This is a genomic window from Antricoccus suffuscus (genome assembly GCF_003003235.1).
Taxonomy (GTDB): Bacteria; Actinomycetota; Actinomycetes; order Mycobacteriales; family Antricoccaceae; genus Antricoccus; species Antricoccus suffuscus.
Genome location: NZ_PVUE01000008.1, coordinates 181411 through 207875, shown reverse-complemented (window position 1 = coordinate 207875; position 26465 = coordinate 181411). Strand labels below are relative to the sequence as shown.

The 26465-nt window shown below is 64.6% G+C and carries 26 protein-coding genes and 1 tRNA gene; 8 read left to right on the top strand and 19 right to left on the bottom strand.

Annotated features, from left to right (window positions below; genetic code table 11):
• Window positions 1-139: 139 nt before the first annotated feature.
• Window positions 140-730, bottom strand: coding sequence for a dCTP deaminase (dcd, locus tag CLV47_RS11600; RefSeq protein WP_106349197.1), 591 nt, complete (start codon window positions 728-730; stop codon window positions 140-142).
• A 96-nt stretch (window positions 731-826) separates the two neighbouring features.
• Between dcd and CLV47_RS11595 the strand changes: the two genes are divergently transcribed.
• On the top strand, window positions 827-1966 hold the full coding sequence (locus CLV47_RS11595) for an NUDIX domain-containing protein (RefSeq protein ID WP_238145370.1): 1140 nt from the start codon (window positions 827-829) through the stop codon (window positions 1964-1966).
• On the opposite strand, the gene CLV47_RS11590 is transcribed toward CLV47_RS11595, so the two are convergent.
• Entirely contained in the window at window positions 1949-2584 is a 636-nt protein-coding gene (locus tag CLV47_RS11590; RefSeq protein WP_106349196.1) for an MBL fold metallo-hydrolase, read from the bottom strand. The genes CLV47_RS11595 and CLV47_RS11590 overlap by 18 nt on opposite strands.
• Window positions 2585-2738: 154 nt before the next feature.
• Here CLV47_RS11590 and CLV47_RS11585 point away from each other — a divergent pair, with 154 nt between their 5' ends.
• Both CLV47_RS11585 and CLV47_RS11580 read left to right on the top strand, forming a co-directional pair.
• The gene (locus tag CLV47_RS11585) at window positions 2739-3653 is read left to right on the top strand and encodes an SCO6745 family protein (RefSeq protein ID WP_106349195.1); all 915 of its coding nucleotides are present in this window, start codon (window positions 2739-2741) and stop codon (window positions 3651-3653) included.
• A gap of 57 nt (window positions 3654-3710) precedes the next feature.
• Window positions 3711-3784, top strand: a tRNA-Gly gene (locus CLV47_RS11580).
• Window positions 3785-3823: 39 nt separating this feature from the next.
• On the opposite strand, the gene CLV47_RS11575 is transcribed toward CLV47_RS11580, so the two are convergent.
• From CLV47_RS11575 to CLV47_RS11565, 3 genes are all read right to left on the bottom strand, one after another.
• A complete protein-coding gene (locus CLV47_RS11575) occupies window positions 3824-4471 on the bottom strand; it encodes a DsbA family oxidoreductase (RefSeq protein WP_106349194.1) in 648 nt (215 codons plus the stop codon).
• Window positions 4472-4537: 66 nt separating this feature from the next.
• The gene (locus CLV47_RS11570) at window positions 4538-7129 is read right to left on the bottom strand and encodes a multicopper oxidase domain-containing protein (RefSeq protein WP_106349193.1); all 2592 of its coding nucleotides are present in this window, start codon (window positions 7127-7129) and stop codon (window positions 4538-4540) included.
• Window positions 7126-8268, bottom strand: coding sequence for a hypothetical protein (locus CLV47_RS11565; protein ID WP_202862525.1), 1143 nt, complete (start codon window positions 8266-8268; stop codon window positions 7126-7128). Before CLV47_RS11565 ends, CLV47_RS11570 begins: the two co-directional genes overlap by 4 nt.
• Window positions 8269-8483: 215 nt before the next feature.
• On the opposite strand from CLV47_RS11565, the gene CLV47_RS11560 reads away from it, so the two are divergent.
• Together CLV47_RS11560 and CLV47_RS11555 are read left to right on the top strand one after the other, a co-directional pair.
• On the top strand, window positions 8484-9257 hold the full coding sequence (locus CLV47_RS11560; protein WP_106349191.1) for a polysaccharide deacetylase family protein: 774 nt from the start codon (window positions 8484-8486) through the stop codon (window positions 9255-9257).
• Entirely contained in the window at window positions 9254-10477 is a 1224-nt protein-coding gene (locus CLV47_RS11555) for a YncE family protein (RefSeq protein ID WP_106349190.1), read from the top strand. The genes CLV47_RS11560 and CLV47_RS11555 overlap by 4 nt, the downstream gene beginning before the upstream one ends.
• 18 nt (window positions 10478-10495) lie before the next feature.
• On the opposite strand, the gene CLV47_RS11550 is transcribed toward CLV47_RS11555, so the two are convergent.
• Genes CLV47_RS11550 through CLV47_RS11540 form a run of 3 tightly spaced genes read right to left on the bottom strand, consistent with a single transcriptional unit; the run spans window position 10496 to window position 12800 of the window.
• The gene (locus CLV47_RS11550; protein ID WP_106349189.1) at window positions 10496-10948 is read right to left on the bottom strand and encodes a MaoC family dehydratase; all 453 of its coding nucleotides are present in this window, start codon (window positions 10946-10948) and stop codon (window positions 10496-10498) included.
• 6 nt (window positions 10949-10954) lie between these two features.
• Window positions 10955-12007, bottom strand: a complete 1053-nt coding sequence (locus CLV47_RS11545) for a phosphotransferase family protein (protein WP_106349188.1) — start codon at window positions 12005-12007, stop codon at window positions 10955-10957.
• Window positions 11994-12800 carry an enoyl-CoA hydratase/isomerase family protein gene (locus CLV47_RS11540; RefSeq protein ID WP_106349187.1) on the bottom strand — a complete coding sequence of 269 codons (807 nt, stop codon included), beginning with the start codon at window positions 12798-12800 and terminating at the stop codon, window positions 11994-11996. Before CLV47_RS11540 ends, CLV47_RS11545 begins: the two co-directional genes overlap by 14 nt.
• A 102-nt stretch (window positions 12801-12902) precedes the next feature.
• Here CLV47_RS11540 and CLV47_RS11535 point away from each other — a divergent pair, with 102 nt between their 5' ends.
• Window positions 12903-13865: an LLM class F420-dependent oxidoreductase gene (locus CLV47_RS11535; protein ID WP_106349186.1), complete on the top strand. Its 963-nt coding sequence runs from the start codon at window positions 12903-12905 to the stop codon at window positions 13863-13865.
• Between the two features lie 3 nt (window positions 13866-13868).
• Here CLV47_RS11535 and CLV47_RS11530 read toward each other — a convergent pair whose 3' ends face one another.
• The gene (locus CLV47_RS11530) at window positions 13869-14672 is read right to left on the bottom strand and encodes an SDR family NAD(P)-dependent oxidoreductase (protein WP_106349185.1); all 804 of its coding nucleotides are present in this window, start codon (window positions 14670-14672) and stop codon (window positions 13869-13871) included.
• Window positions 14673-14954: 282 nt separating this feature from the next.
• Here CLV47_RS11530 and CLV47_RS11525 point away from each other — a divergent pair, with 282 nt between their 5' ends.
• Entirely contained in the window at window positions 14955-16532 is a 1578-nt protein-coding gene (locus CLV47_RS11525; protein ID WP_146135368.1) for an HNH endonuclease signature motif containing protein, read from the top strand.
• On the opposite strand, the gene CLV47_RS11520 is transcribed toward CLV47_RS11525, so the two are convergent.
• From CLV47_RS11520 to CLV47_RS11505, 4 genes are all read right to left on the bottom strand, one after another.
• Window positions 16433-17533: an NAD(P)-binding domain-containing protein gene (locus CLV47_RS11520; protein WP_106349183.1), complete on the bottom strand. Its 1101-nt coding sequence runs from the start codon at window positions 17531-17533 to the stop codon at window positions 16433-16435. The genes CLV47_RS11525 and CLV47_RS11520 overlap by 100 nt on opposite strands.
• 2 nt (window positions 17534-17535) lie before the next feature.
• A complete protein-coding gene (locus CLV47_RS11515) occupies window positions 17536-18555 on the bottom strand; it encodes an NADP-dependent oxidoreductase (RefSeq protein WP_202862524.1) in 1020 nt (339 codons plus the stop codon).
• Between the two features lie 159 nt (window positions 18556-18714).
• A complete protein-coding gene (locus CLV47_RS11510; RefSeq protein ID WP_106349181.1) occupies window positions 18715-19374 on the bottom strand; it encodes a carboxymuconolactone decarboxylase family protein in 660 nt (219 codons plus the stop codon).
• Window positions 19375-19401: 27 nt separating this feature from the next.
• Window positions 19402-19968 carry a VOC family protein gene (locus CLV47_RS11505; protein ID WP_106349180.1) on the bottom strand — a complete coding sequence of 189 codons (567 nt, stop codon included), beginning with the start codon at window positions 19966-19968 and terminating at the stop codon, window positions 19402-19404.
• Between the two features lie 136 nt (window positions 19969-20104).
• Between CLV47_RS11505 and CLV47_RS11500 the strand changes: the two genes are divergently transcribed.
• On the top strand, window positions 20105-20740 hold the full coding sequence (locus tag CLV47_RS11500) for a TetR/AcrR family transcriptional regulator (protein WP_106349179.1): 636 nt from the start codon (window positions 20105-20107) through the stop codon (window positions 20738-20740).
• An 11-nt stretch (window positions 20741-20751) separates the two neighbouring features.
• On the opposite strand, the gene CLV47_RS11495 is transcribed toward CLV47_RS11500, so the two are convergent.
• The 6 genes from CLV47_RS11495 to CLV47_RS11470 all read right to left on the bottom strand — a co-directional run bounded on the left by CLV47_RS11495 (window position 20752) and on the right by CLV47_RS11470 (window position 26458).
• Window positions 20752-21465: a GntR family transcriptional regulator gene (locus CLV47_RS11495; RefSeq protein WP_106349178.1), complete on the bottom strand. Its 714-nt coding sequence runs from the start codon at window positions 21463-21465 to the stop codon at window positions 20752-20754.
• Between the two features lie 3 nt (window positions 21466-21468).
• A complete protein-coding gene (locus CLV47_RS11490) occupies window positions 21469-21843 on the bottom strand; it encodes a nuclear transport factor 2 family protein (RefSeq protein ID WP_106349177.1) in 375 nt (124 codons plus the stop codon).
• On the bottom strand, window positions 21840-22784 hold the full coding sequence (locus CLV47_RS11485; protein WP_202862523.1) for an SMP-30/gluconolactonase/LRE family protein: 945 nt from the start codon (window positions 22782-22784) through the stop codon (window positions 21840-21842). Before CLV47_RS11485 ends, CLV47_RS11490 begins: the two co-directional genes overlap by 4 nt.
• A complete protein-coding gene (locus tag CLV47_RS11480; RefSeq protein ID WP_106349176.1) occupies window positions 22784-24328 on the bottom strand; it encodes a class I adenylate-forming enzyme family protein in 1545 nt (514 codons plus the stop codon). The genes CLV47_RS11485 and CLV47_RS11480 overlap by 1 nt, the downstream gene beginning before the upstream one ends.
• A gap of 136 nt (window positions 24329-24464) precedes the next feature.
• Window positions 24465-25574: a branched-chain amino acid ABC transporter permease gene (locus CLV47_RS11475; protein WP_106349175.1), complete on the bottom strand. Its 1110-nt coding sequence runs from the start codon at window positions 25572-25574 to the stop codon at window positions 24465-24467.
• Window positions 25571-26458 carry a branched-chain amino acid ABC transporter permease gene (locus CLV47_RS11470; protein WP_106349174.1) on the bottom strand — a complete coding sequence of 296 codons (888 nt, stop codon included), beginning with the start codon at window positions 26456-26458 and terminating at the stop codon, window positions 25571-25573. The genes CLV47_RS11475 and CLV47_RS11470 overlap by 4 nt, the downstream gene beginning before the upstream one ends.
• Between the last annotated feature and the right edge of the window lie 7 nt (window positions 26459-26465).

Here is a 26465-nt window from a genome sequence, read left to right as displayed (position 1 = left end):
GTCTGATCACTGCCTCACGCGCGTCTACCTCGATACCCATACCGGCCTCGATTCACGGTTTCAGGGTGTTGCGACAATCCCTTGACCGCACAGTCACTAAAAACTCGTCATCCGTCGCGAATGACGCGCCGAGTACCGCCTACTCGGGCTCTGAGCCGGTGGGCCAGCGGCGGAAATTCATCCACGACCGGGACGGAGTTGGGCCGCGCTGACCTTGGTAGCGCGAACCGTAGATTTCCGAACCGTAGGGGTGCTCCGAGGGGCTGGTCAGCTGGAACAGGCACAGCTGGCCGATCTTCATGCCCGGCCACAGGGTGATGGGCAGGTTGGCCATGTTGGACAGCTCAAGCGTGATGTGGCCCGAGAACCCCGGGTCGATGAAGCCGGCGGTCGAGTGCGTCAGCAGCCCGAGCCGGCCGAGGCTGGACTTGCCTTCCAGCCGCCCGGCCAGGTCGTCGGCGAGCGAGATGACCTCGAGCGTCGAGCCCAGCACGAACTCACCGGGGTGCAGCACCAGAGGTTCGTCGTCCTTGGTCTCGACCGGGCTGGTGAGATCGTCCTGCTGCTGGGCGGGGTCGATGTGGGTGTATCGCTGGTTGTTGAACACCCGGAAGAACCGGTCCAGGCGTACGTCGACGCTGGACGGCTGGACGAGCGCTTCGTCGAACGGGTCGAGGCCGAGCCCGCCGTCCTCCAGCCGGACGCGGATATCGCGGTCGCTCAGCAGCATTCGTGTCTCCCTCGTACGGTTAACCCCGCACGACATTAGTGCACGCGGCCTCGATTAGCGCACTTGGTCGCCGCGCGCTCCCTTAGGCTTCGTGACGTGGAATCTACCGATCGCGTCGTCGTAGGTGTCGCCGTCGTACGCGATGGCCTGCTGCTTGCGGCGCAGCGCACCTCTCCCCCGGCGGCGGCGGGACGTTGGGAGCTGCCCGGCGGCAAGGTCGAACCCGGCGAGTCGCTGGCGCAGGCCGCGGTCCGCGAGATCCAGGAGGAGCTCGGCTGCACCGTCGTCGCTGGCGCAGACCTTGGCGTGTCCTCGCCGGTGCGCCCCGGGCTGACGCTGCGCGTTGTCCTGGCGTCGCTGGCATCCGGCGAGCCAACGGCGCTGGAACATTCGGCATTGCGCTGGGTCGGGCCCGAGCGGCTCGACGAGCTCAATTGGATGGACGCGGACCGGCCGTTCCTCTCACTGCTGCGCGAGCGGCAGCTGGACGGCGTACCGCTTGAGGGTGGCGGGACCGGCGGCGCGGTGCGGATCGGCGAGACGGTACGCCGACCGACCGGACCGTGGACACCGGCCGTGCACGAGCTACTGCGGTTTCTGCATGGCCGCGCCTCGGTGCCAGAGGTGTTGGGATTCGACGCGCGCGGTCGCGAAATCCTGCGCTACATCCCTGGTACGACGATCCGACCCGACGACGAGATGCTCACCGATGCGCAGGTTGTCGCGGTGGCGCGCCGACTGCGGGTGTTTCACGATGTGGTCGCGTCGTACCGGCCGACAGGCGTCGTCACGTGGCGGTACGGCGACCGCGCGCTCGCCGACGACGAGATCATCTGTCACAACGATCCCGGCGCCTACAACTGGGCTTTCTCTGGCGACGACGCGGTCGGACTGTTCGACTGGGACATGGCCGGGCCCGGCGTACCACTTGACGACGTCGGTTTCGCGGCGTGGACGTGCATGCCGCTTTACCGTGACATCGTGCCGCCGGACATCGCGCGCCGGTTGTCGCTTTTCGCCCAGGCGTATGGGAAGTACGACGCCCGCGAGATCTTCGACGCGAGCCTGCAGCGGATGCGACTGGCCGCAGGCCGAATCGCCGAGGGCCAGGCGCGCGGCGACGCCGGACTGCTCAACCTCGCCAAGGTCGGTGAGCCGCGGCGCACCCGCGACCGCGTCGCCCGCGCCGAGTCGGCACGCGCGGCGATCGAGCGCCTGTTAGATCGAGACGGTTGAGACCGGCGCGAGCCGTGCGAACGCGCTCCCATGCTGACCGGCGAAGTTCTCAACCAGCCCAGAGGTAAAGCTGATCCCGACGTCGTTGAGCAGCCCGTCGTGCACGGCGTACGCCTTGGGTGCGCGCACCGACACCGCGAAGTCGACGACCTCGGACGTCTTCGACCATGGCGCGTGCAACGGCAGCAGCAGCGTCTGCACGGGCTTGGTGGGTACGTCGAACGAGTCGCCGGGGTGATAGACATTGCCGTCGATCAGGTAGCAGATGTTGGTGATGGTCGGGATCTTCGGATGGATCACGGCATGCTGACCGCCGAACGTCTCGACCGAGAAACCCGCAGCGTCGAACGTCTCACCGGGCCCCACGGCGGTGACCCATTCCGCGGCGATGTCGTCCGCGACGGACCGCGGTGCCCATACGTGCAGTGACGAGTTCTTCTGTGCGGCAGCCTTGAGCTTGTCGACATCGATGTGATCGGCGTGTTCGTGGGTGATGAGCACCGCGTCGACACCGTCGAGCGCCTGGTCCAACTCGGAAAACGCGCCGGGGTCGATGACGAGCTTGCGGTTGCCGTCGTCGAGACGGACACATGCATGCGTGAACTTGGTCAGATCCATTTTTGCTCCCTATGTTTCCCGCGATGTCAGGGACTCTCGTTGTGGACATTACCCGCGATCGCTGACCAGACCCAGAGATCGCCGGTGGTGCCGGATCGGATCGGATGGCTATATTGGCCAGACCGCGCCTCCAACAACCCATGGGGAGAACTACATGTCTCAACCGCAGTCGATAGGTGGCAGTTTCCGGTACGGCGAACGCGAGCGTGGATACGCTCGCCAGGCCTACCAGTCGTTTGAGCCGCTGCATATCACCGCCTACTTCTCGCCGTACGTGACGGAAAAGCAGAAGGAGCTCGGGCTGTCCTTTAAAGGCCGCTATTTTGGCATGCGGGCGGCACCGCTGGGCGAGTGCGACGCGTCCGTTGTCGCTTCGACGTTCTATAACTTCAACCCGACCACGGTGCGGGATGGCTGGGCTGAGGCCCACGAGAAGAGCGATCTGAAGACCCTGAGCGCGGCGCGCACCGACATCATCGACAAGACAATGCGGGACGCGTTTGGCCCACTCATCGATGATCCGGCGCTACCGAAACTCGTCGGCCGGCTGCGCGAGATCATCACGCCTGCGGAGACGATGGGCCGCTCGCTCTCGGCCGCCTGGATGAACGAGCCGTGGCCGGATGCGCCACACATCGGGCTGTGGCATGCCTTCACGCTATTTCGCGAGTGGCGCGGCGACGGGCATATCGCGGCGCTGGTCCTCGCCGGGCTCGTGCCCACCGAAGCGCTCGTCTTCCACGAGGCCGATCACCCGGCGGGCAGTACGGCGAAACCGTCCCGCATGGGCCGTACGGCGACGCAGCGCTCACGCCAATGGAGCGACGAGGAGTGGAACGCCGCCGCTGACGATCTCGCCTCGCGCGGTCTGCTCGTTAACGCCGACGGCAACCAGACGCTCACCGAGCAGGGCCTAGAGCTCTACCGCTGGGTCGAGAACTTCACCGACGACGCCGCGGCCTCGGTCTGGGTAGGCGTCGAGGATGCGGACGATGTCTTCAGCGCCGCGCGACCCTTCGTCAAGTCGATCATCGATGCGGGATTCCTGCCTGGCACCCAGAAGAAGTAGCAGGGCCGCCTAGTATGCTGTGTCATCGGCGGCCCACCACAACTGGCCGCCGATGATGCGGGTGTAGTGAAATGGCATCACTTCAGCTTCCCAAGCTGACAGCGCGGGTTCGATTCCCGTCACCCGCTCCACGCACGTAATCCCCGTCGCTGTGCACGACGAGCAGTCGATCAGGTCCCGCCCGAGTCCTCGCTCATGCGCCGGAGCGCCTTCGCCCACTTGTCGGTCTCGATCGCACCCTGGAGCGTCAACTGACCGTCTAGAACGAAGGTTGGCACGGCCGTTATTCCGTCGCGCTGGGCCTCTTCGCGCTCGGCGCGGACGTGGTCGGCCTCCGCATCAGAATCCAACAGCGCCATCGCCACCGCGCGGTCGAGTCCGGCGCTCGCTGCGAGGTCGGCCAGCACTTGGTGGTCGGCGACGTCAAGGCCCTCGGTGAAGTAGCCGCGCAGCAGCGTCTTCTTGAGGGTCCGCTGGGCCTCGGCCCCCGCAGTGTGCAGCGCCCAGCCGAGAAGCCGGTGTGCATCGAAGGTGTTCGCTCGGCGTATCTGCGACCAGCGGAAGTCGATATCGAACCCCTCGGCCGCCGCTTCAAGGCGCGCGTGCATAGCCGCCACCCGATCGGACCCGCCGAGTTTCTGGCTCAGGTGCTCCGCCGCAGTGGGGCCGTCGCCGCCCATCGGAATCGTCGGATCGAGCTGGTACGAGCGGTAGACCACGTCTGCGCCGACCCCCGTCTCCTCGACGGCGCGTTCGAAGCTGGCGGTCCCTACATAGCACCACGGGCAGGCGACATCGCTCCAGATCTCGATTCTCATGTACTACACAACAGGCCGACCGCGACGATCATTCCCCGAGTGCGCAGCTGAGTTGACCGTAAGCGGTTAGCTCACCGCGAAGACCCCCGCCGCGCCTTTCTCGGCATCAGACATCACGTGCGAGATGAAGCTGTAGTGCCCCGCCGCAGGGAACGTCAGTTCCACGAACCCGCCTTGCGCCGCCGACAGCGACAGGACCTGGCTGCCTCCGTCCAGCCCGTCGGAGGGGCTCAGAAGGTAGGCGCCTTCGGCGTACACCGTGTCGAATTGCGTGCCGACGACGTGGAAGGCCGTCGACAAGTTAGGCCCCGCATCGAGCACCCAGATGCGCACCCGTTCACCGGGATGGGCCGTGATCGGGCGGTACTTGTATTGGTTCGCATACCCGTTGAAAGCCACCAGGTCAGGCTTCTTCGTCGCGACCTTCTCGGGGTCGACGACGCCGCCTCTCGGGCCGAGGTAGTACTCGGACTGGACGAATAGATACTCCGCATCCACCGGCGCGAGGTTCGGCGGATCGATGATGACCGCGCCGAACATGCCGTTTGCGATATGGGCGGACATCGGCATCGTCGAGCAGTGATACAACCAGATCCCGCTGTGGTGTGCGGCAAACGTGTAGACCAGTGACTGACCGGGGTTGATCGAGCGCATGGGCTCGTCCGGTGACACTTCTCCCGCGTGGAAGTCGATCGAATGCGCCATGTCGCCGTCGTTGACGAGCGTGATCTCGAACGTGTCGCCGACATTGCCGCGCAGGGTCGGGCCCGGCACCGTCCCGTTGTAGGTCCACAGCGTCTGTACGACGCCGGGCGCGACCTCACGTTTCACGTCCTTCACCGTCAGTGTGAGCTTGTGGGTAGTGCCGTTGGGCGCCGGTGCGACCGTCGGATCGGCGGGCACGAAGCTGCTCGCGGGGTTCTTGCCCAGGTCGATCGACGACGCCGCGGACTCACCCCCCGACTGCGTGTCCATGCCGCCCATCGAGCCGGCCGACCCGGAGCTCCCGGCAACATTGACCGCGAACACCATGCCGAGCTGTCGGTGCCCCGGCAACGAGCACCATCCGGCGATGCTCTTGCCCACCACGCCGACGTCGACCTGCGCGGACTGCCCCGGCGAGAGCCGGCCACTGGTCTGGCCGGTCGCGAGCACGAGATCGTGCACAACCTGGTCGGTGTTGGTGACCTTGATGATCAAGCGGTCGCCGGCCGGTACGTCGACCGAGGACGGCGTGAAGCGCATGTTGTCGGCGGTGACGGAGACCTCGGTCGTGTGGCCGGTCGGCGTCACCCCGTTTGCCGCGGACACTGCGGTCCCATGCCCGGCCGCGGGCGGATCGACCGCCACACCGCCCGCGACACCGAGCACGAGTACGGCGAGGGCGGCCGTCACGGACCCAATCTGCCGCGGCGGGGTGTTCACCTTCCGGGTACGTTCCTGCACCGCATTGCCGCTCGGATCCGGGGCGGGGCGGCGGGAGGCGACGATCGACCAACCGATGACGGGCAGTACGGCGGCGAAGCCGATGAGCGCGAGCGCCGAGCAGATGACCCGCACCAGGCTCGGCGTCGGCAGCAGCCACAGAATCATCCCGCCGTTGATCAGCGTCAGCCGCCAGCCCGCGCCTTTGTTCATGATCTCGGTGGTACGCCGAGAGATCGCCGGGCCTCCGCCGAGCGCCATCGGCACGAGGTAGGACAGTGCGCCGAACAGCACTTGAGCGACGAAGCCGGCGGCAAGCGGCGCGACAAGCGTGCCCACGGCCGAGCTCACGGCCGGCCAGCTCGACGAAACAAGGATCACCGTCAACGCGACCAGAGACCCGACCAGCCAGAACCCGCCAGCAGCCACCGACCACGTCGCGTACGCCGCCGGCGGCTTCTGACGTGCCTCCGCCACCATCGGCCGGGCCAGTACGACGATTCCCGCGAGATAGCCGAGGACGCCGGCCGCCGCGACGTACCGCCACCCGAACAGGATCGCCACGATCATGACCACCAGCGCGACCAGCAAGATCACCAGTGCGTGCCCGGATGCCCGCTCGACCCCCGGGGCGACGCGGGTCCGCAGCATCGTGGGCCACAGCGTCACCAGCGTGCCGGTGATCGTCAGGCCGACCCAGCCCAGCACGTTGGCCGTCGCGTGCGCCAGTCCGAGGCGCCACGCGAGACCGCCGCCGACGCCGTGCGCCAGCAGCACCCCGAACGTCACGCCGACCAGCAGCATCACGGTAGCTACGAGGTAGTAGCGCACGGTTGCGCCAAAACGCGACGGCAGTGCCCGGCGCATCGCGACGCCGAATGCGGCCCCGTGCCACAGCACCGCAGCGGCAACCAAAATCGCGCCAATCAGTACGACGACCCATCCGGCCGAGACGACGCCCACCATGACGGCGATCGCGCCGGCGTTGAGTACGACGAGCCGCGGCGCGAGCGCGCGTTGCACGCCCTTCCCGGGCGGTGAACGCAGCAGCGCCTCGGTGAAGTGCGAGCTCCACACGAAGATCGCGTTAGTGACCGCACCCAGCAACAGCAGATGGATAAGCAGCCACCGCGACGCGGGAATGAATGAGTGGGTCAGCGACACCACGAGTAACGCGACCAGCCATGCGGCCATCGGCGCGTTCGCTCTCAGGTGCCACGCGGCGCGGCTCATGATGCCCTATCACGCTTCGGTACGCCGCGGATCGACGACCAGGCGGCCATGACGACGAACAGCAGCAGCGCGACGACGTTGAAAACGCCGCCCCATTGCCACGATGCCGAGTTGCCCCACGCGTCGCCACCGAGCAACCGCAGCAGTAATGAGGCGTGCAGCAGCAGGGCCGGCAGGTAGAAGACTGGCCGGTACGGCAGCGGCCTGCGCAGGACGGCCGGCAGGATCACCGAGGCGTGCGCCATGATCATCGACATCGTGAACCCGAGGAAGACCGCATGGATGACCGCGTCGTACGCCGCGCCGTCAATGACCAGGCCGTTCAAGGTCCAGATCGTTCCGGCGCACCCGATCCAGAAGTAGCCGATCAGCAGGCATACTGCGCTGAAGCGGACCAGCCCGGTGCCGCGCACGGTCCGTTTCGCCACGTCGTACGTCGCCAACCACAGCACGATGGCCAGCAGCGACAGGCCCAACAGTCGGTAGCCGACGGCCGGCCAGAGCAGGCTGGCGGCGACGCACAGCAGGAACGCGGCGCACGCGACCTGAAACGAGCGGACGGCCTGCGCCAAGAGCACCGCTACTCGCGCCAGTTCGAGGCGCTCGCCGGCGATCGTCAGTACGACGAAACCCGCCAGCCACGGAAGCAGGTGGGGCACGTCCACGCCGCCGAGCCACAGCAGCGCGCCACCGGTGGCGAGCACGGCGCCGAGAACCTGCACTAGCACCGCAACGTCGCGGCTTCGTCGCCACAGCGGGATATACAGCACGACGAACGCGGCGGACCCGACCGCGAGCAGCGCCTTGCCGACGGTAATCGGCAGCGGCGTCACGAGGGCTATCGCGCCCAGCCCCAGGAGAAGTGGTGCGGCGTACCCGACGATCCGCGCGAGCGCGACCGACCGCTCAAGCGCGACCAGAGTGCCGACGAATCCGAGCACCAGTAATGGCCCATGCACCTGCGGCAGGCGTGTGGTCGTGACCGGGGCGGGCATTCCCAGCAGAATCAGTGCGGCATCCAGGCCTGCCAGCAACGCAAATGCGCCGGGAATGAGCAGGACTAGCCTCGCTCGGCCGATCCTGACCACCCGCGCTCTGCGCACGCCGGCGACAGATGTACTCGGCGATGGTGTTGTCATCGCTCGCCGAGCGGTCGGAGCCAAGCCAGCCGATTTTTTTTCACGGAATAATTGTATTAAATCGATTACACACTCCGCCAGCGGGCAGCACTACGACACGTAGAACAACGTCCTTTCTGCCCCCGCATCGCTGATGTGATGAAAACTGCGCCGGCGACTCGATCTTGGCTCGCGTTCTCATCTAAAGCCCACTTCATGCTCGATAGTCTGAACGAATGAACCCGAAGTACTCACGGCGTGCCGTGCTGTCTGCCGCCGCGATAATCGCTGGCGCCGCCGCGTGCAGCCGCGCCGTCCGGCACGCTGCGACACCGTCAACATCGTCGACCGCGCCGGCAAGTAGTACGCCGCCGGCAACTTCTTCCTCCAGCGCGCCTCCGTCCGGCGGCCCGTCGGTCGAAGTCGCCAACGGGCCGCGCACTCGGCAAGAGGTGGCCCTCACCTTCCACGGTTCCGGCGATCCCGCGCTCGCTAACGAGCTGTTCGCAGCCGTCAGTGACCGCGGTGTCCCGATCACCGTGTTCGCCGTGGGCACCTGGTTGGCAGCCAACCCGTCGATGGCCAAGACGATCACCGACCACGGTTACGAGTTGGCCAACCACACCTATACCCACCCGACGCTGTCCAACCTCGACGCGGCGGCGACCACCTCGGAGATCGCGCAGTGCCGCGACTTGCTGGTCAAGCTGTCGGGCGCACCAGGGCGCTATTTCCGACAGTCCGGCGCACAGCACTCAACTCCACTGATTCGCTCGATCGCCGGGCAGCTGGGTTATCCGGTGTGTCTGTCTTATGATGTGGACTCTTTGGATTGGACGGACCCGGGAGTCAGCGTGATTCACAAGCAGACCGCGACCGCGACCGGCGGATCCATAGTCAGCATGCATCTCGGTCACCCCGGGACTATCTCGGCTATGCCTGGGGTGCTTGCCGACCTCGCGTCGCGGGGTCTGACGCCGGTCACCGTGTCCCACCTGCTGCGCGCATGAGAGCGCCTACCGCATCTCGGCTGCGAGTGCTCGCGATCCTCGGCGCGCTGATCGCCTCGGCCGGAGCGTGCTCGTCCAGTCAGGCCGCCGACTCCACGTCGTCGAGTTCGTCGCCTCCATCTTCGAGCGCCTCGAGCGCCTCGAGCGCCGCGACCTCGAGTCCCGCGTCGACCGACGATCTACTTCCGGGGATGCCGCCTCCGCTGTCCCCCACCAACGTGTATGCGGCCGACACCCCCAACAACTTCAGCCCGACGGTGCAAGGCGACCGGGCGCTGGTTTACGTGCCCAACAGCAAAAGCAACTCGGTGACGATCATCGACCAGCAGACGATGGCGGTGATCGGCACCTATCCGATCACGATGGGCACCGAGCCGCAGCACGTCGTACCGTCGTACGACCTGAAGACGCTGTACGTCGCATCGGACCTCGGGCCCGGGTCACTGACTCCGATCGACCCCAAGACCGGTCAGATCGGCGCCCCGTTCCTCATCGACGATCCGTACAACCTTTACTTCACCCCTGATGGCCTGCATGCGATTGTCGTGGCTGAAGACCGCAAACGGCTGGACTTCTACGACCCGCACACCTGGAAGCTGCAACATCAGCTATCGGTGCCCAATTGCGCCGGCATCGACCACCTCGACTTCACTGCCAACGGGCGCCGGATGCTCGTCAGCTGCGAGTTCGCCGACCGGATGGCTGTGGTTGACGTTGCGACCGAAACCGTCCTTCACCTGATCGACCTACCGCACCCGGGTGGCATGCCGCAAGATGTCAAGCTCTCCCCGGATGGGTCGGTGTTCTACGTCGCCGACATGATGGCCAACGGCATCTACATCATCGACGGCAACGCCACCGCCGTGAAGGGGTTCATCGCTACCGGCAAAGAGGCACACGGCCTATACGTCGACCGGAACGCCACTCGGCTGTTCATCACAAACCGTGGCGAAGGCAGCATCAGTGTGCTCGACCTTGCGACCGGTAAGTTGACGGCAAAATGGGTCATCCCCGGGGGCGGCAGCCCAGACATGGGTAACATTTCGGCGGACGGCACCATCTTTTGGGTCGCGGGTCGCTACAACGGCGTTGTCTACGCGATTAGCACCGTCGACGGCCATCTGATCAAGAAGATCCCGGTCGGCAAGGGCCCACACGGTCTATGCGTGTGGCCACTGCCTGGCCGTTACTCTCTCGGCCACACCGGGATCCTCCGCTAGGTTGCGGGCCTAACCCAACTAACCGGCCGCGGAGCGGGATCGGACCAGATAGACATGCTCGCCGTCGACGAGGACCTCACCGTCCTGGTCCTCCAGCCAGGCACGCAGCGTCAAGATGCCGCCCTTTGACGACGGCTTCAGTTTGGTGACCTCGAGATACGGGTGCACCGTCGTACCGACGAACGCGGGTTTCTTAAACGCCATCGTCTCGGACAAGAACGCGACGATCGACTCGTGGACATACATCTGCAACTCGTTGGCGCCCAGCGCGGTCATGGATGCCAGCAGTAGTCCGTGCGCTGTCGGCTTACCGAAATACGTATTCGCGGCGAAATGCACGTCGTAGTGCATTGGATGCGCATCGCCGGTCAGCCCTGCGAAAAACATGAAATGCGCGTCCGTGAGGGTTTTCGATGGCGACTCGAACCGGTCGCCGATCGAAAAGTCCTCGAAGTACTTCTGTTCCAGCATCTGACGTTAGCCCTTCTTCAGGAGGCCGAGCTCTTGGACGGCGGCGTACGCCGCATAAGCCTGTTCGAGTCGGGACTCCTTGGTGATCGTCTCGGCAAACCCGTCGTTGCCCATGACGCCGGCGCGATAACGAGCCCGTACGCCGGCCGTGATGCAAGCCGAGCGCCAACGCGAGAATGCTTCCCAGTAAGGCAGATCGGACACGTCCCGGCCGGACAGCCGCGCATACCGCTCGACCAGCTCCTCGCGGCTGGCAAACCCGTCGGCCATCGTGGGACCACCGGTCGTCGGCGGATGCTCGTCGGTGGGCCGCGCCCATGTCGTGATGAGCCAGCCAAGGTCGGCAAACGGATCGCCGAGCGTCGCAAGCTCCCAGTCGAAGATTGCAAGGATCGAGCCGTCGCTGTCGAATGACATGTTGCCGGGGCGGTAGTCCCCGTGCACGATGCCGCTGGTCTGGTCAGGCATCCCGGCCAGCAGCGCGTCGTGAGTCTTGTCGAGGATGTCCAGCTCGTCGGCGCCGGACTGGTGCACCTGACGCTGCCAGCGCTTCAGCTGGCGTTCCAGATAGCCTGCGCTGCGGCCCATCTCAGCCAGCCCGACCTCGTCCGGATCGATGCTGTGCATCCGCGCCAGTACGTCGATCGTGTCCTCACCGACGCGCCGCCTGGCGTCCAGACTGAGCGTCTCGGCCTCCTCGACGCCGTTGAGCACGGTGCCGTCGACGTACCCCATCACGTAGAAGTCCGCGCCCGTGACATCGCGGTCCTCGCAGTAGGCTAACGGTTCGGCCACCGGCACGTCCGTCGGCGCGAGCGCGGAGATGAACTTCCACTCCCGGCTCATGTCGTGTGCGGTGCTGAGCACACCGCCTGTCGGTGGCCGGCGCAACGCGCGGACGACTCCGGCCGCGTCCTTGACCTGGTAGGTCAGGTTTGACCGGCCACCTGACACGAGTGAGAACTCGACCGGCAGCTTGATCCCGTCGACGTGGTCGCCGAGCCACGGCTCGACGGTTTCCGGGTTGATGCCAGGGGTTTCGACCTCAGCGTCCGACATAGTGCGCGTCTCTCTTCTCTAGGAATGATTGGACCCCTTCGCGGTGGTCCTCGGTTTTGAACAGCTCGCCCAGCGTGCTGCTGACCCAGCGGCCGAGCGACGCCCAGTCCGGATCCAGCGACCGACGCAAACCGGACTTCAGCGCGCTGACTGCCAGCGGCGGGTTGGCTGCGATCTTTGCGGCGAGTTCGTGCGCGGTCGGCATCAGCTCAACATCATCGACAACCCGGCGTACCAGCCCGATTTCCTTCGCATCCTCGGCGCTGATGACCTCGCCGGTGAACAGCATCTCAGCCGTCGCTTCGCGGCCGATGAGCTGGGCCAGTCGGCCGATCCCGCCGACGTCGCTGCACAGGCCGCGCTTGACGAACAGTTCGCCGAACTTCGCGCTGCGGGCGGCGACCCGGAAGTCGGCGAAGAGCGCGAGTTCCATGCCCCAACCGACTGCCGAGCCATTGACGGCGGCGATGACGGGAATATCGGTGTGCAACAGCGCATCCGCGGCAGGGGTCAGCCGTGGTGCCGGGCGTGGGGCCTTCTTTTTGTCCCCGCCGCCCATCAGCTCCCGCACGTCGTCGCCCGAGCAAAACGACCGTCCTGCGCCGGTGATGATGAGCACCCGGTCGGTCGACGTACGGACCGCGTCCTCGAGCTCGTCATAGGTACGGCGCCGCAGGGCGTTGTGTACGTCGGGGCGGTTGAGAGTGATGACGCCGACGTGGTCGTGTGATTCGTAGAGGATGTCTCCGTAGCCGGCATCCTCGACGCCGTCGTTGCCTTGATTCTCGGCCATGTGGCCTCCAAAGGTCGGTGGTCGACTGTGAGATTCGTTTCGGGTCTTCGCTAAGTTAGCACTGCAAAGGATTCGGGCAGGCCCGACGTATAGGAGACCACGGTGACCGGACGATTCGGAATTACGATCCCGCTTGACGGCTTACCGCTGAGCGAGCAGGCAGCAGTGGCCGCCGAACTGGCGAAGGCGGGTTACACCGACTTCTGGTCCGCAGAGGGAAACGGGACGGACGGGTTCAGCCCACTCGCGATCGCGTCGGTCGCCGCGCCTGGAGTTCGTCTCGGTACGGCGATCATTCCGGTGTTCACCCGTGGACCCGGCGTTATGGCGCTGAGCGCGGCCACGATGGCCGCGTCCGCACCAGGCCGGTTCGTGCTCGGCATCGGTACGTCGTCCGACGTAATCGTCGAGCGATGGAATGACATCTCGTTCGAGCAGCCACTCCAGCGCACCCGCGATATGGCTCGCTTTTTGCGTAAGGCGCTGCGCGGCGAACGCGTGGACGAGGAGTTTGAGACGTTCAAGGTCCGCGGGTTCCGCAACGGCATCGTGCCGGAGGTAGCGCCGCCGATCCTGATCGCCGCGCTGCGTCCCGGAATGCTGCGTCTGGCGGGCAAGGAGGCCGACGGCGCGGTGATCAACTGGCTGTCCGCGGACGACGTACTCAAGATCGCGCCGTACGTCCACGCCGGCGGGCCCGACAAGGAGATCGTCGCACGGATCTTCGTGGCACCGACGACGGACGCGGCAAAGATCCGGGAGGCCGCCCGACGGCACATCGCGGCGTACCTCAACGTGCCGGTCTACCGCAAGTTCCACGAATGGCTGGGCCGCACCGAGCTCCAGCCGATGTGGGACGCCTGGGACGCGGGCGATCGCAAGGGCGCCCTCACCGCGATCCCGGACAGCGTCGTCGACGCCCTGGTGATCCACGGCTCGCCGGAGGAATGCCGGGAGCACCTCGCCAGGTACGTCAGCAACGGCGTTACCACGCCGGTCATCTCCTTGTGGCCGACCGAGATGGGTCCGTTGGAGGCCGCCCGCGCGCTCGCTCCACGGGACTAGCGGTCAGTCTGTGGTGACGCTCGCCGCCTCGGCAGCCATGACGGCAGCCAGCACCTGCGGGTAGCGGCGGGTGTGCGCCCCGCCGTCGACAGACAGCAGATCCCCGGTCACCCAGGAGGAATCGTCCGATGCCAGGAACAACGCGGCGTCGGCGATATCACTTGGTACGCCGATGCGGCCGAGTGGCGCATTGTCGAGGAACTCGTCGCTCAGCGGCGGGGCGGTCAGCGCGGCCGTCAGCGGAGTGTCCACGAGCCCCGGCGCGATAGCGTTGACCCGGATCGATCGAGGGCCGAGCTCCATCGCGGCAACCTTGGTGAACATCGCGACCCCGGCCTTTGCAGAACAGTACGCGGCGAAACCCTCGGCCGGCTGGATCGCATTCAGAGATGCGATATTGATGATCGAGCCACCGTCGTTCATCCTGCGCGCCTCGTGTTTGACCGACAAAAACACGCCCGTCAGACACAAGTCGAGGATCCGCCGCCACTCCTCCAGCGGAAGCTCCGTAATCGGCGCAACGAATCCGGCGCCGGCCGCGTTGACCGCGATGTCCAGTCCGCCGTAAGCATTAACTGCCGCGGCAACGGCGTCTTCCATCGAACTCTCGTCGGTGACATCTGCGACGTACGACGTGCCGCCAAGCTCGGCCGCGTGCGCGTCCAGCGCTTCGCGATTGATATCGACGAGTGTCACCGACGCGCCCTCGGACCGATATCGGCGGGCGATCTCCAAACCGATTCCTGACGCGCCTCCGGTGATTAGCGCACTACGCCCTTCAAGACGACCGTTCGGGTTGGTACTCATCTAACCTCCGCAGATTCGAGCCTGTCAGTCACAGACTAGATCTGGGCAGAGAATTCCGTGCACTAAGTCGTTCGAAGGGGCCGACACCCCAGGCCAGTCAGGCCGGCACAAACGGACCCGATTGGCTCGCTCCTGGCCACTTGACGGTGTTCGCGGATCTCCTCGTATCAGAATTTCGAGAAACCATCACTGACCTCTAGACAAGCGTCACGGTGATCGCTTATAATCGAACGTACGTGCTAGTGAATGAAGTGACTGATAGATGGAGTGAGGTGAGTAGTCGTGAGCGTGGCCTACCTCCCCGCACCCGACCGCCTCGCCACCGTCCAGCACGCGTTCACTGAGGCCGCGCGGGAGTTGATCGATACCGCCGACCGGGCCAGCTTGTCCGGGCTCGGGCCGGCCGGGTTGATGCAGTTCGCCACTGACCTTGAACAGGCCCGTAACGCGTTGGCCGCGGTGGACCACGCGGTCATCGGCGCGCTAGAAGACACTCGCGCCGCGCAGGTAGCGTCGAAACGGACCATCGCGATCCTGCTCGCCGACGCGCTGCACCTGACGCCTACCGACGCGCGGCACCGGGTCGAGGCCGCCGCCAGCCTCGGCGCGCGGGTCACGTTCACCGGCCAGCCGCAGCCACCACTGTGGGAATACCTCGCGGCGCGGCAACGCGCCGGGCGCCTCACCCCGGCCCAAGCCCGCGTGATCACTACCTGCCTCAACCACCTGGCCCACCGGCCCGACGTCTCCGACGCGGACCGCGGCGAGGCCGAAACCATCCTGACCAGTCACGCCACCACCCTCGGTCCGAAAGATCTCGCGCGGCTCGCGGCCGAGATCATCGACCGGTTGGACCCCGACGGTGACGAACCCCGCGACGAGCAACGCGCCCGGCAACGCGCCGTGCATTTTCACGACAGTGGCGCCGTGAGCGGTCAGGTCACCGCCGAACTGCTCGCGAAACTACGCGCCGTCCTCGACCCGCTCGCCGCGCCCCGACCCGCCGACGCGTCCGGGCGGGACGCGCGTACCGGCGGGCAACGGATGCACGACGCGTTACTCGCGGCGGTGAACCGGCTCCTCGACACCACCAGCACCGGCAACGGCGGCAACGGCGGAAGCAACGGCAGCAGCGGTGGTGGCAACGGCGGTGACGGCAGCGGCGGTGGCAACGGCAGCCGCAACGGTGGTGGTGCGCCGAGTGGCCGCGGCGGGATCCGCGGCACCGTCATCACCACCATCCGCCTCGACGACCTCAAGACCGGCTGCGGCTACGCCACCAGCACCCACGGCGTGCCGATACCGGTGCGGGACCTACTCGCCGAAGCCGCGCACCTGCGGTTCCTGCCCGCCGTCCTGGACAGCAACGGCGTCATCCTGCACCTCGGCCACGCCGTCCGGCTCGCCTCCGACCGGCAGTACGCCGCCCTCGTCGCTCGGGACGGTGGATGTTCGTTCCCCGGCTGCGACGTACCACCAGAATGGTGCCAAATCCATCACGTCACCCCATGGCGAGACGGCGGCCCGACCGACCTCGATAACCTGGCCCTCGCGTGTGGGTATCACCACCGCGAATACGAGGACCGCGGCTGGGAATCAGTCATGATCGGCGGCCTCCCGCACTGGCGCCCACCCCGTGGATCGACCCCGACCGCGTCCCCGTGCTGCATCACCGCATCACCCTCAGCAACAGACGCGAATGACGCGGGCGCCGACCAATCTACGGATACACCCACGCCACGCGGCGCAACTGTCTCTCTTCAAGTAGCCGTGGTAGTCGCTGGTAGTTCGCGAAGAAGCTCGGTGACAGCCGCCCGGGCACCGCGATTAGCGCCGATCGTGCTGGCCGAGGGACCATAGCCGACTAGGTGCAGTCGGTGTTCGCCGGCCACCCGCGTGGCGAGCCGACCGTCCATCACGATGCCGCCACCTTCTCCGCGCAGATGTAGCGGCGCCAGCTGATCGAGCGCGCTACGAAAACCGGTACACCAGAGGATTACGTCGACTCGCTGAACCGATCCGTCTGCCCAGCGCACGCCATCGTCGGTAATCTCCGAGAACATCGGCAACCGGTCCAGCGCACCGCGGGTCTGGGCGGCGCATAGCGCCGGAGTCCAGGCAAGGCCCGTCACGGACACGACGGATGTCGGCGGGAGCCCGCGTCGTACTCGGTCATCGACTCGGGCGACCGCTTGCCGGCCCCGTTCGGGCGAGAACGGCTCATCGGTGAAGATCACTTCGCGCCGGGTCACCCACGTTGTCGTAGTCACCTGGGAAATCTCGTCGAGCAGCTGTACGGCGGAGATTCCGCCCCCGACGACCAACACGTGCTGGCCGGCGAGTTCGCACGCCGACCGATAGTCCTTCGTGTGGAGTTGCCGGCCGCGAAACTTCTCGATGCCCGGGTAGTGCGGGATGAACGGCCGCTCCCAGGTACCGGTCGCGTTGATAACGCCCCGCGCTAGGAATGTCGGACCGTCAGTAGCGATCTGGAAACGACGTTCTCCGCCCTCGCCGGCGTACGACACCCGCCGCACCGTCACGGGTCGCTTCACCGGCAGGGCGAATCGTCGCTCGTATTCGCTGAAGTACGCCGTCATCGCCTCGGATGCCTTAACTTCGCGCGAATCCACCGGGACCACTTCCGCCATCGACATTCCGGGCAAGTCGTGGACTCCGTTGACCGTGGACAGGGTCAACGACGGCCAGCGCTCCCGCCACGCGCCGCCCGGACCGGTGCCGTGGTCGAGGACGACGAAGTCGGTCCATGGCCTCATCCCACGCTTGGCGAGGAAGTACGCCGCCGAAAGACCCGACTGGCCAGCGCCGATCACCGCGACGGCGACCTCCTGCTCAGGCATTGCTAAGCAGGGTCCGCCCCAACACGCACCATCAGCTTGCCGACGTTCGAGCCCGCGAGCTGCCCGATCAGCGCGGCCGGCGCGCTATCGAGCCCGTCGATAATCTCCTCGAGTACGACGAGCTCACCCGACGTGACCCACTCATGCAGCTTGTCGAGCGCATCGGCCTTTTGGTCCTCATAGTCGTGGACCAAAAAACCCTCCATCCTGATTCGCTTGGTCACCAGATGGCCGGGTACGCCGCGTGGGCCGCCGGCCGGTGAGGTGGTGTCGTACTGCGATACGACGCCGCAGCACGCGATTCGTGCATGGAGGTTCGCCCGCGACAAGACGGCCTCGAGTACCGGGCCACCGACATTGTCGAAGTACACATCAATCCCGTCCGGACATGCGGCTTTCAGATCAGCCCGGAATGTTTCGCTGCGATGGTTCACGGTCGCGTCGAACCCGAGTCGCTCGCGCAATAAGTCGTTCTTGTCGTCGGAGCCGGTGATCCCGATGACCCGCGCACCGACGTGCTTCGCGATTTGTCCAACAATGTTTCCGGTCGCACCTGCCGCCGCCGACACGACGACGGTCTCTCCAGCGACCGGCTTCCCGATGTCGAGCAGTCCGAAGTACGCCGTAAGACCGTTGATACCGAGCGGGCCTGCATAGTGGGACAGCGCCGCGCGTATGTCCAGCACCTGCACCTCAGAGGTCGCGCGCGTGAAGTATTGCTGCCAGCCGCCGTCCCCGCCGACGATCGTCCCTGTCGGTAGGTCGCCGGCCACGACTTCGGCAACCGTGAACCCTGACATCACTTGGCCGGCATCGAGCTGCGAGCGGTAGGTTGCGGCTTGCATCCACGCCCGGGCGGCCGGATCGATCGAGAGGTAGATGGTGCGGCAGAGCACCTCTCCCGGCCCCGGCGCGACTACGTCGACGGTCGCCTGCGAAAAGCAGTCCTCGGTCAGCGTGCCGGTCGGCATCTGCGAAAGCAAGATTTGACGGTTCGTTGTCGGCGTACTGGCTGCGGTCAACGGGACTCCTCAGGTAGGACCTCCATCCTTGCACCCCACGATTCGTCACATAGTCCCTGCCCATCCGTCACAAAATCCCGCACCATCCGTCACGAATTCACGGATGGTGCGGGACAAAGTCGCGGATCGTCGAAACGTCCGATGGTCCGGGATCGAGCGCTAGGAGCGGTTACCTTCGGTGAGCGCGATCGAGCCACCTACGTCAAATGCGCCGTCGCCCTCAGGTGCCGGCACCTCGACAATCGGGTCGTCACGATCATCGAACTCAAGCCGCAACGCACGAGTCGTGATCGCATGCGCGATGTAGAGAGTCGTGATGTAGGTGAGCTCCAGGATCTCCTCATCGCTCAGATGAGACTTGAGCGCGGCAAACAAGCTATCCGCCACGCGGCCGCCCTGGATCGCTAACGCGTCGGCGTACGCGAGTACGGCGCGCTCGACCGGGCTGAAGCAGTCAGCGATGCCCCAGCTAGGGATCGCGTCGATCTGCTCCTGCGAGATACCGGCCTTGCGGCATGACTTCACGTGTTGCGAGAAGACAAACTGACTGCCGACGACCCATCCCGCACGAGTTTGGGCGAGTTCGCGAAGCACCGGGCTCAGCAGTCGGTCGGGACTTCCGTACAGCGCGAAGCCGCGTGCCGCGTGCTTGAGTACGTCGGGCACAAGTGCGTAGACAGTCCACCAGTCCCCCGGCGTACCGGTCGCGGTCCCAGGCTCGGCAACCGGGTCCCGATCGGGGCCGAACAGCTTGTCGTACATGGAGATGACGGTCTCGTTTGTTGCTTCGGCCCGTGGCACTTGGCGCAACCGTGGCATGTGTGCTCCTGTCCTACGTCGTCGGGGTTACGCCGTCACAGTCTCAGAGATGGTCGCCTCACCGGCAGGCGCGTGACGGACATCGGCAGCAGTGAGTTCCCTTGTGTAGCAGGCGAACTCGAGAACGATGCCATCGGGATCCATGAAGTACAGCGACCGCACGAATACACCAGGGTGCATCTCGCGTGCCACCGTCGACGGGCTGTCGTCGTGATTGAGGATGACACCGGTCTTGATGCCCTTCGCCTTGAGCTTCTCCTGGTACTCGTCGAACTTGTCCAGTGAAATGTTGAACGCGACGTGGTTCATCGATCCGATCGCGCTGGTGATGTCGTCGATGCCAGGCAGACCGACAGGCGCCGATACGCCGGGTACCGCAGCAGTCGCCTTAGAGAACCAGAAGAACGCAAGGTGGTTGCCGCCGCCGATGTCGAAGAAGAAATGCTGCCCCGCCCCACCCGGGAGCTCCACCGTCTTGATCAGCGGGAATCCCAGTTTGTCGGAGTAGAACTCGACAGTGCGCTGCATGTTAGAGCACACCAGAGCGAGATGGTTGATGCCATTGACCGCGAAGTCCTTTTCCTCGGTACTCATCTGTTGTTCCCTCCAGGACGAATTTATGACTTGACAGTCATATCAGGTTTGGTACCTCTACTATGACAGCAACACCGTGACGAGGCAAGGTCTAGCGAATGCGCGATTCCACGGCGCAGCAAAGGAGCACCAGTACATGCCCAGAGGGCGTCCGGCACGTAAGAACACCCCGACCCCACCGGTCACCGAACGCGGTGCGAAGACACGCGCGCGGTTGGTGTCGGCCGCGCGCGAGGTGTTCGAAACAGAGGGGTTCATCAATGCGCGGATCGCCTCGATCGCCCGCGCGGCAAAGGTGGCCTACGGGACGTTCTACTCGCACTTTCCTTCTAAGGAAGCGATCTTTATGGAGGTCGCTTCCGAGCTATTCGAGGAGATGTTTCGCGAAGACCCGGCCGCCGAGCATCAGGACCCGGCGAAGAGCCCACGCGAGCGGCTGGAGCGCTCCAACCGGATCTACTACGAAAACTACAAACGTAACGCAGCGCTGATGGCGATCATCGAGCAAGTGGAGCAGATCGATCCGGATTTCCGAGAACTGCGCAACGGCCATCGCCGGATCAACGCCGCGCGAAGCTCCGCTGCAATCGAGCACTGGCAGGAGCAAGGCTTGGTTAGCACCAAAATCGATCCCTGGATCGCGGCGTTCGCGATCGCCTCGATGGTCGATCGAACTCTCACCCTGCAGTTCGTGGTCGGCGAGGACATCGACGACAACGAGGTTCTGCACACCCTCAACGAGCTGACGATCGGCGCACTCGGGATCGCGTGACCGGCGAGCTGTCAGGAATCCCCGAGCGTGTAATCGCCGAAGATGTCGTCGACCACATCAGGATTGTCATTGAGGTGCGCAAGCAACACATCTCGACCCTGCAGCACATGTTCGGTCATGAGTGCCGCCGCCCGCGGTCCATCACGCCCACTGATCGCATCCCGGATCAGTTGATGAAACAGGTGTGAGCGCGCCCGCTGCCCTCCTTGGAACTGGCGAAATGCCTGAAATACCAGCGGAACATCGACAGTGCGGGCCAGCAGCTGCGCCAGACGGTCATTTCGCGCGGCGTCCATGATCGCGCCGTGGATCTGGCTATTGGCCTCGTTCAGCACGCGAAGACCTGCGAGATCGGCGCCTCGCAAGGACTTCAATGCCTTGCCGAACCGCGAGATCCCTTCGTCCATACGGCTCAGATGCTCATCTTCAAACCGTTCGGCGGCGAGCTCAGCGGCGTACGCCTCGAGCCGCGCGCGCAGCCCATACAGGTCTGAAATCTCTTCGATCGACACCGACCGCACAACCGAGCCGCGGTTCGGAATGCTGACAACGAGTCCTTCGGCTTCGAGTCTGCGCAGCGATTCACGGACGGGCGTGCGGGACAGCTCGAACTCCTCGGCGATCCGCTGCTCTATCAGCCGCTGACCTGGCTTGTAGCGTCCCTCAACAATCGCCCGGCGGATCTGGGCGTACGCCGACTGCGTATTGCCTCGGTTGGTAGCCACTCCCTAGCGTGCCGCCAGCTTCGCGTTGAGCGGTCCGGGATCCACATACTCTTCGATCCGGTGGATCTGGCGGCCGTCACAGTAGACACGCAACATTGCCGGCATCCGCAGGCCTTCGGCGATCCCGCCCAGCTCGACTACGTGTTGCTGGACAAACCCGTCCTCGAGCACTACACGGCGGATGTCGACGTACCGCAGTGGGCCCGCCTTCCTGTTCAGCCATGACAGCGTGCGCTTGCTCTCTTCGCGGTTTTGATTGACTTCGTCGTAGTTGTGCCAAACGGATACGTCCGGACTGTAGAGCTCGTCTAGGACCGCGAGGTCGCCGGTCTTGATCGCCTCGAAGAACTTATCCGCGAGCGCGGCGATCGCGGTCACTTCGACGCCTCCGACGCGAAGTTGAGCAACGCCCCCGGCCGCGGCCAGTCCATCTTGAGCAACTTTCCGGTGCTCGATGCCGTGATGTATGCAGTCTTCATGTCCTTGCCGCCCCAGCAGATGTTGGTGATGCCTGGATCTCCGTCAGTGTCAATATCGACAAACTCTACGAGATCACCGTCTGGGCCGATGACCGAAATGCCCGGACGCACCATCGAGGCGACGCAAACGTTACCGCTAGCCTCGACCCCTAGCGAGTCGAAGTTGATGAATTCGCTTGGGCTGTAAAGGAAGTTGCCGCCGCCTGAACCGCCGAGCGACTTGCCGCCGGTGATCTGTCCAGGCCCGGTGACGTCCCACCACCAGACGCGGGCAGTCATTGTCTCGCTGACATAGAGACGCGCGCCGTCAGGCGACAGGCCGATCCCGTTGGGCCCTTCCATGCCCGCGGCAATCATTCGGATCGACGCACCGTCGGGCGTCGCGTAGTAGAGCCGGCCGCGATCCCCAGTGACACCGTCACTCTTGCCATAGTCGGTGAAATAGAAGCCGCCTGCCGCGTCGAACACGATGTCGTTGGGCCCGCGCAGCGGTACGTCGCCCGCAGTCTTGTAGATCGTCTCGACCTCGCCGGTGCCCAGGTCGACCGCCTGGATGCTGCCACCCTCGTAGTCTTCCGGAATACCTCCGGCGAAGATATAGCCGCCGACCTCGAAACGCTGGAGGCCACCGCAGTTGGCGATATAGATCCGGCCGTCCGGCCCGAGCGCGGCACCGTTAGGCCCGCCGCCGACCTCGGCCACGACACTGACCCCGCCATCGGGCGTGATTCGGGTGAGCGTGCCGCGGTGGATCTCCACCACAAGCACGTCTCCGCCTGGCAGCACGACCGGGCCTTCCGGAAACATCAGCCCGGTGGCAAGCACGCTAAAGGTCATCATCAACTCTCCTTGTCGTTGGCGAACCGCTCGCGGAGCACGTTCTTGCGGATTTTGCCGCTGACCGTCTTGGGCAGCTCATCGAGAAACATCACGTCGCGCGGCTGCTTGAAGCCCGCGAGCTGCGCCTTGCACTGCGCCACGATCTCGTCGACAGACACGCGCGCACCTTCGCGGCGTACGACGACGGCCGTGACGCGCTCTCCCCACGTCTCGTCTGGGATTCCGATCACGGCGGCCTCCGAGACCGCCGGATGCTCGTAGATCGCGTTCTCGACCTCGGTCGAGTAGACGTTTTCACCGCCGGTAATGATCATGTCCTTGGCGCGGTCGACGATGTAGAAGAAGCCTTCTTCGTCCATTCGCGCGAGATCGCCGGTGTGGAACCATCCGCCGGCGAAGGCTTCTTCGGTCGCCTCGGGGTTGCCGATGTAACCGACCGTCACCTGATCGCCCTGTACGACGATCTCGCCGATTTCGCCGTACGCGCAGTCGGTTCCGTCCGGGCGGACCACTCGGATGTCGACCAGCGCCATCGGCTTGCCGACTGCATCGAGCAAGTGTTCCTCGCCGTTAGCCGCCCGAATGTGCGCGGCCTTGTCGAGGGTAAGCATGTTGCCGCTGAGCTCGGTCATCCCCATGCCGGCGTACACGATCGGACCAAACCGATCGATCGTGCGGCGCAGGACGTCGGCCGGAATCTTCGAAGCGCCGTACCCCATCCATTCCAGACTGGTCAGGTCGTAGTCATTGATCTTTGGGTGCGCCAGCAACATCGACATCATGGTGGGGGCGAAACCACCACTAGTGACCCGATGCTCCTGCACGATCTGCATCCACGACTCTGGATCCCAGCCGGCCATCATCAGGACCGATCCGCCGTAGAACTGATGCATCGGGGTGAGATATCCAGACACATGACACAGCGGCATTGCGTTGAGAAAACTGGTTTGCTCAGTGGGATCGTATTCAAGCACCGACTGCAGCAGCGCGGTGTTGAGGTTGCGGTGCGTGAGCTGCGCACCCTTAGGGTGCCCTGTGGTGCCGCTCGTGTATAGCAGCCAGGCGACGTCGTCATCGCTGACCTGGACCGGATCGAGCACCGGAGATGCGGCGCCGACAAGGTCCTCGTAGGTGCGCATGCCGGTTGCTCCCGAACCGATGACGATGATGTGCTCAATACTCGTCAACTCGGATCGATAGTCCGCGATCGCCTCCAAATAGGCCTGTTCGACCAACAGCACGCGTGCTCCGGAATCATTGAGAATCCAGACCCATTCCTTGGGATGCAGGCGGTAATTGAGCATCGTGAGCGCCATACCTGCCGAAGGAACGCCGTAGTAGGCCTCGACGTACTCGAGATTGTTTTCCGACAGAATCGCGATCCGGTCGCCGGGAGCGGCCAGGCCACTGAGCGCATTGGCAAGACGGTTGGACCGCTCGTAAAGCTCCTTGAACGTCCGAGAGCCAGATCCGTCGGCCATCAGTAACGCGTTATTTTGCGGTGTGCGTGTTGCGTTGCGGCGCAATACATCACTAAACAGCATGCCGAGACTCCCCTTGACCGAACCGGCGACCGATATCGCACTTTGTGTGCAATCTATCGGTCGCCGAGTGGCGAAATCAAGGTTATGCCGAATCTAGGTCAACTTATTTTTCGCGACATACGTCGATTGTATGTAATTAGCCGGTCTTCGCGGACTGCGTCAGATCCGAGCGCCGACCCGGAATTCGACGCACGAGCGGCCGCAGCACCGCGCGCACCAGCCCAGCGATGCCAAACGGCATTACGAACATGAACAGCACCAACGCAAACCCGTAGACAAAGCCAGCCGCCGAGTCGCCGATGCTGGCGGTCCAAGTCGGCACGTACTGGATGAAGAACGCACCGAAGATTGCGCCGCTCACGGTTCCGAGGCCGCCGACCACGACGATCGAGATGAACGCAATTGCGAGCGCGATACCAAAAGAGTCCGGCCCGACGAACTGCACGACATAGGTGTAGAGCACACCCGCAAGACCGGCGTAAGCCGCGCTGAGGGCAAAGATCGCGGTCTTCGTCCGCGAACTGCGCACGCCAAGCGTCTGCGATACGAGCTCATTATCGCGGATCGCGATCAATGAGCGGCCCACCCGACCCGTCGATATCCGGCGCGTGACGATCCAGGCGATGACCACCGCAACAAGGCAGATCAGGTAGACCCACTGATCGGTGGCCAATCCGGTCCAGACCGGCGGGTCCTTCAGGAAGATGTTGATTCCTTCTTGGCCCTTGGTAATGCCATCCAGCCGCTTAATTAACGCCGGCGTGATGATCGCAAGCGCCAACGTGACAAGAGCCAGCTGAAGGCCGCGTAACCGCAGCGCGGGCAGGCCGAATAGATAACCAAGTATGAAGCAGACGACCAGGGCAACCGGAAGCACGAGCAAATATTGCCAGCCATCTTTGATGAGGACAGCCGCTATGTATGCGCCAGTAGCGAAAAATGCGCTGTGCCCCAGGGATATCTGACCGTTAAACCCGGTCAGCAGGTTGAGTCCCATTCCGACGATCGCATAGATCATCACCATGCTGAGGTCGAAATTGACGTACGTCGGTGAGTTCAGTGGTATCGCTACCGCGACGACTATGACGAGAGCAAACACTGACCATCGCAGCCAGGTCGGTGCGTCGAGGGGCGCCTGTACGACGCGCAACGACTTGAAACGGCCCCTTAGCCCTCCCCGCGGAGCGGCACTTTCGACTCCCGGGCCACTCGTGTCATCTTGCTTGAGATCCGTATCGAGACTCATACCCGCGTCACCGTCTTCGCGCCGAACAAGCCTTCAGGCTTCAACAGAAGCACCGCCATGATGATGACCAACGCGACAGCCTGCTTGAACTCGTTACCAATGAATGGAATATAGGTGCCGGCAAGGTTCTCCGAGACACCGACGACCAGCCCACCGACCAATGCGCCGACTGGGCTATCAAAACCGCCGAGCGTAGCCGCAGCGAAGGCATATAGCAGCAGCGAGGCCATCATGTTGGGCTGCAGAAACAGCTGCGGAGCAACGAGTGCGCCGACCAGCGCACCGACAGCTGCCGCCAGACCCCACCCAAATAGGAGCATCCGGCCCACCGGCACCCCAGAAAGCCTTGCCGATTCGGGATTGCTCGCCGCCGCACGCATCGTGAGGCCAAGCTTGGTCCTCTGAAACAAGAAGAACAGCAGGCCAGCACCGACGGCCACGGTCAGGATGATGCCGAGGCCCTGTCGCGAGATCGACGCACCGGCGATCGATAGACCACCCGAGCCGTAGACGGGCGGTACCTCCTTGGTCAGGTAGCCCCAGATCCACGCTGCGCCGCTGTTGAGCATCAGCATCAGCCCGAGGGTCACGATGATGAGCGGGAGGTGGCCGGATTTCTCGGTGCCGAACGGCCGAATGAGCAAACGCTCGGCGAGTGCACCGCCGATGAAGGCGATGATCATCGCGATCACGATCGCGAGCCACAACGGCACGCCCCACGCATACGCCTGCCACGCGATAAACGCGGCGAACATAGCCATCTCGCCCTGTGCGAAGTTGACGATGCCAGAGGCGCGATAGACCAGCACAATGCTCAGCGCCATCGCGCCATACAACGCTCCGGTGGCGATGCCATCCATCAGTTGTTGCAGAAACAACTGCATGGCAGGC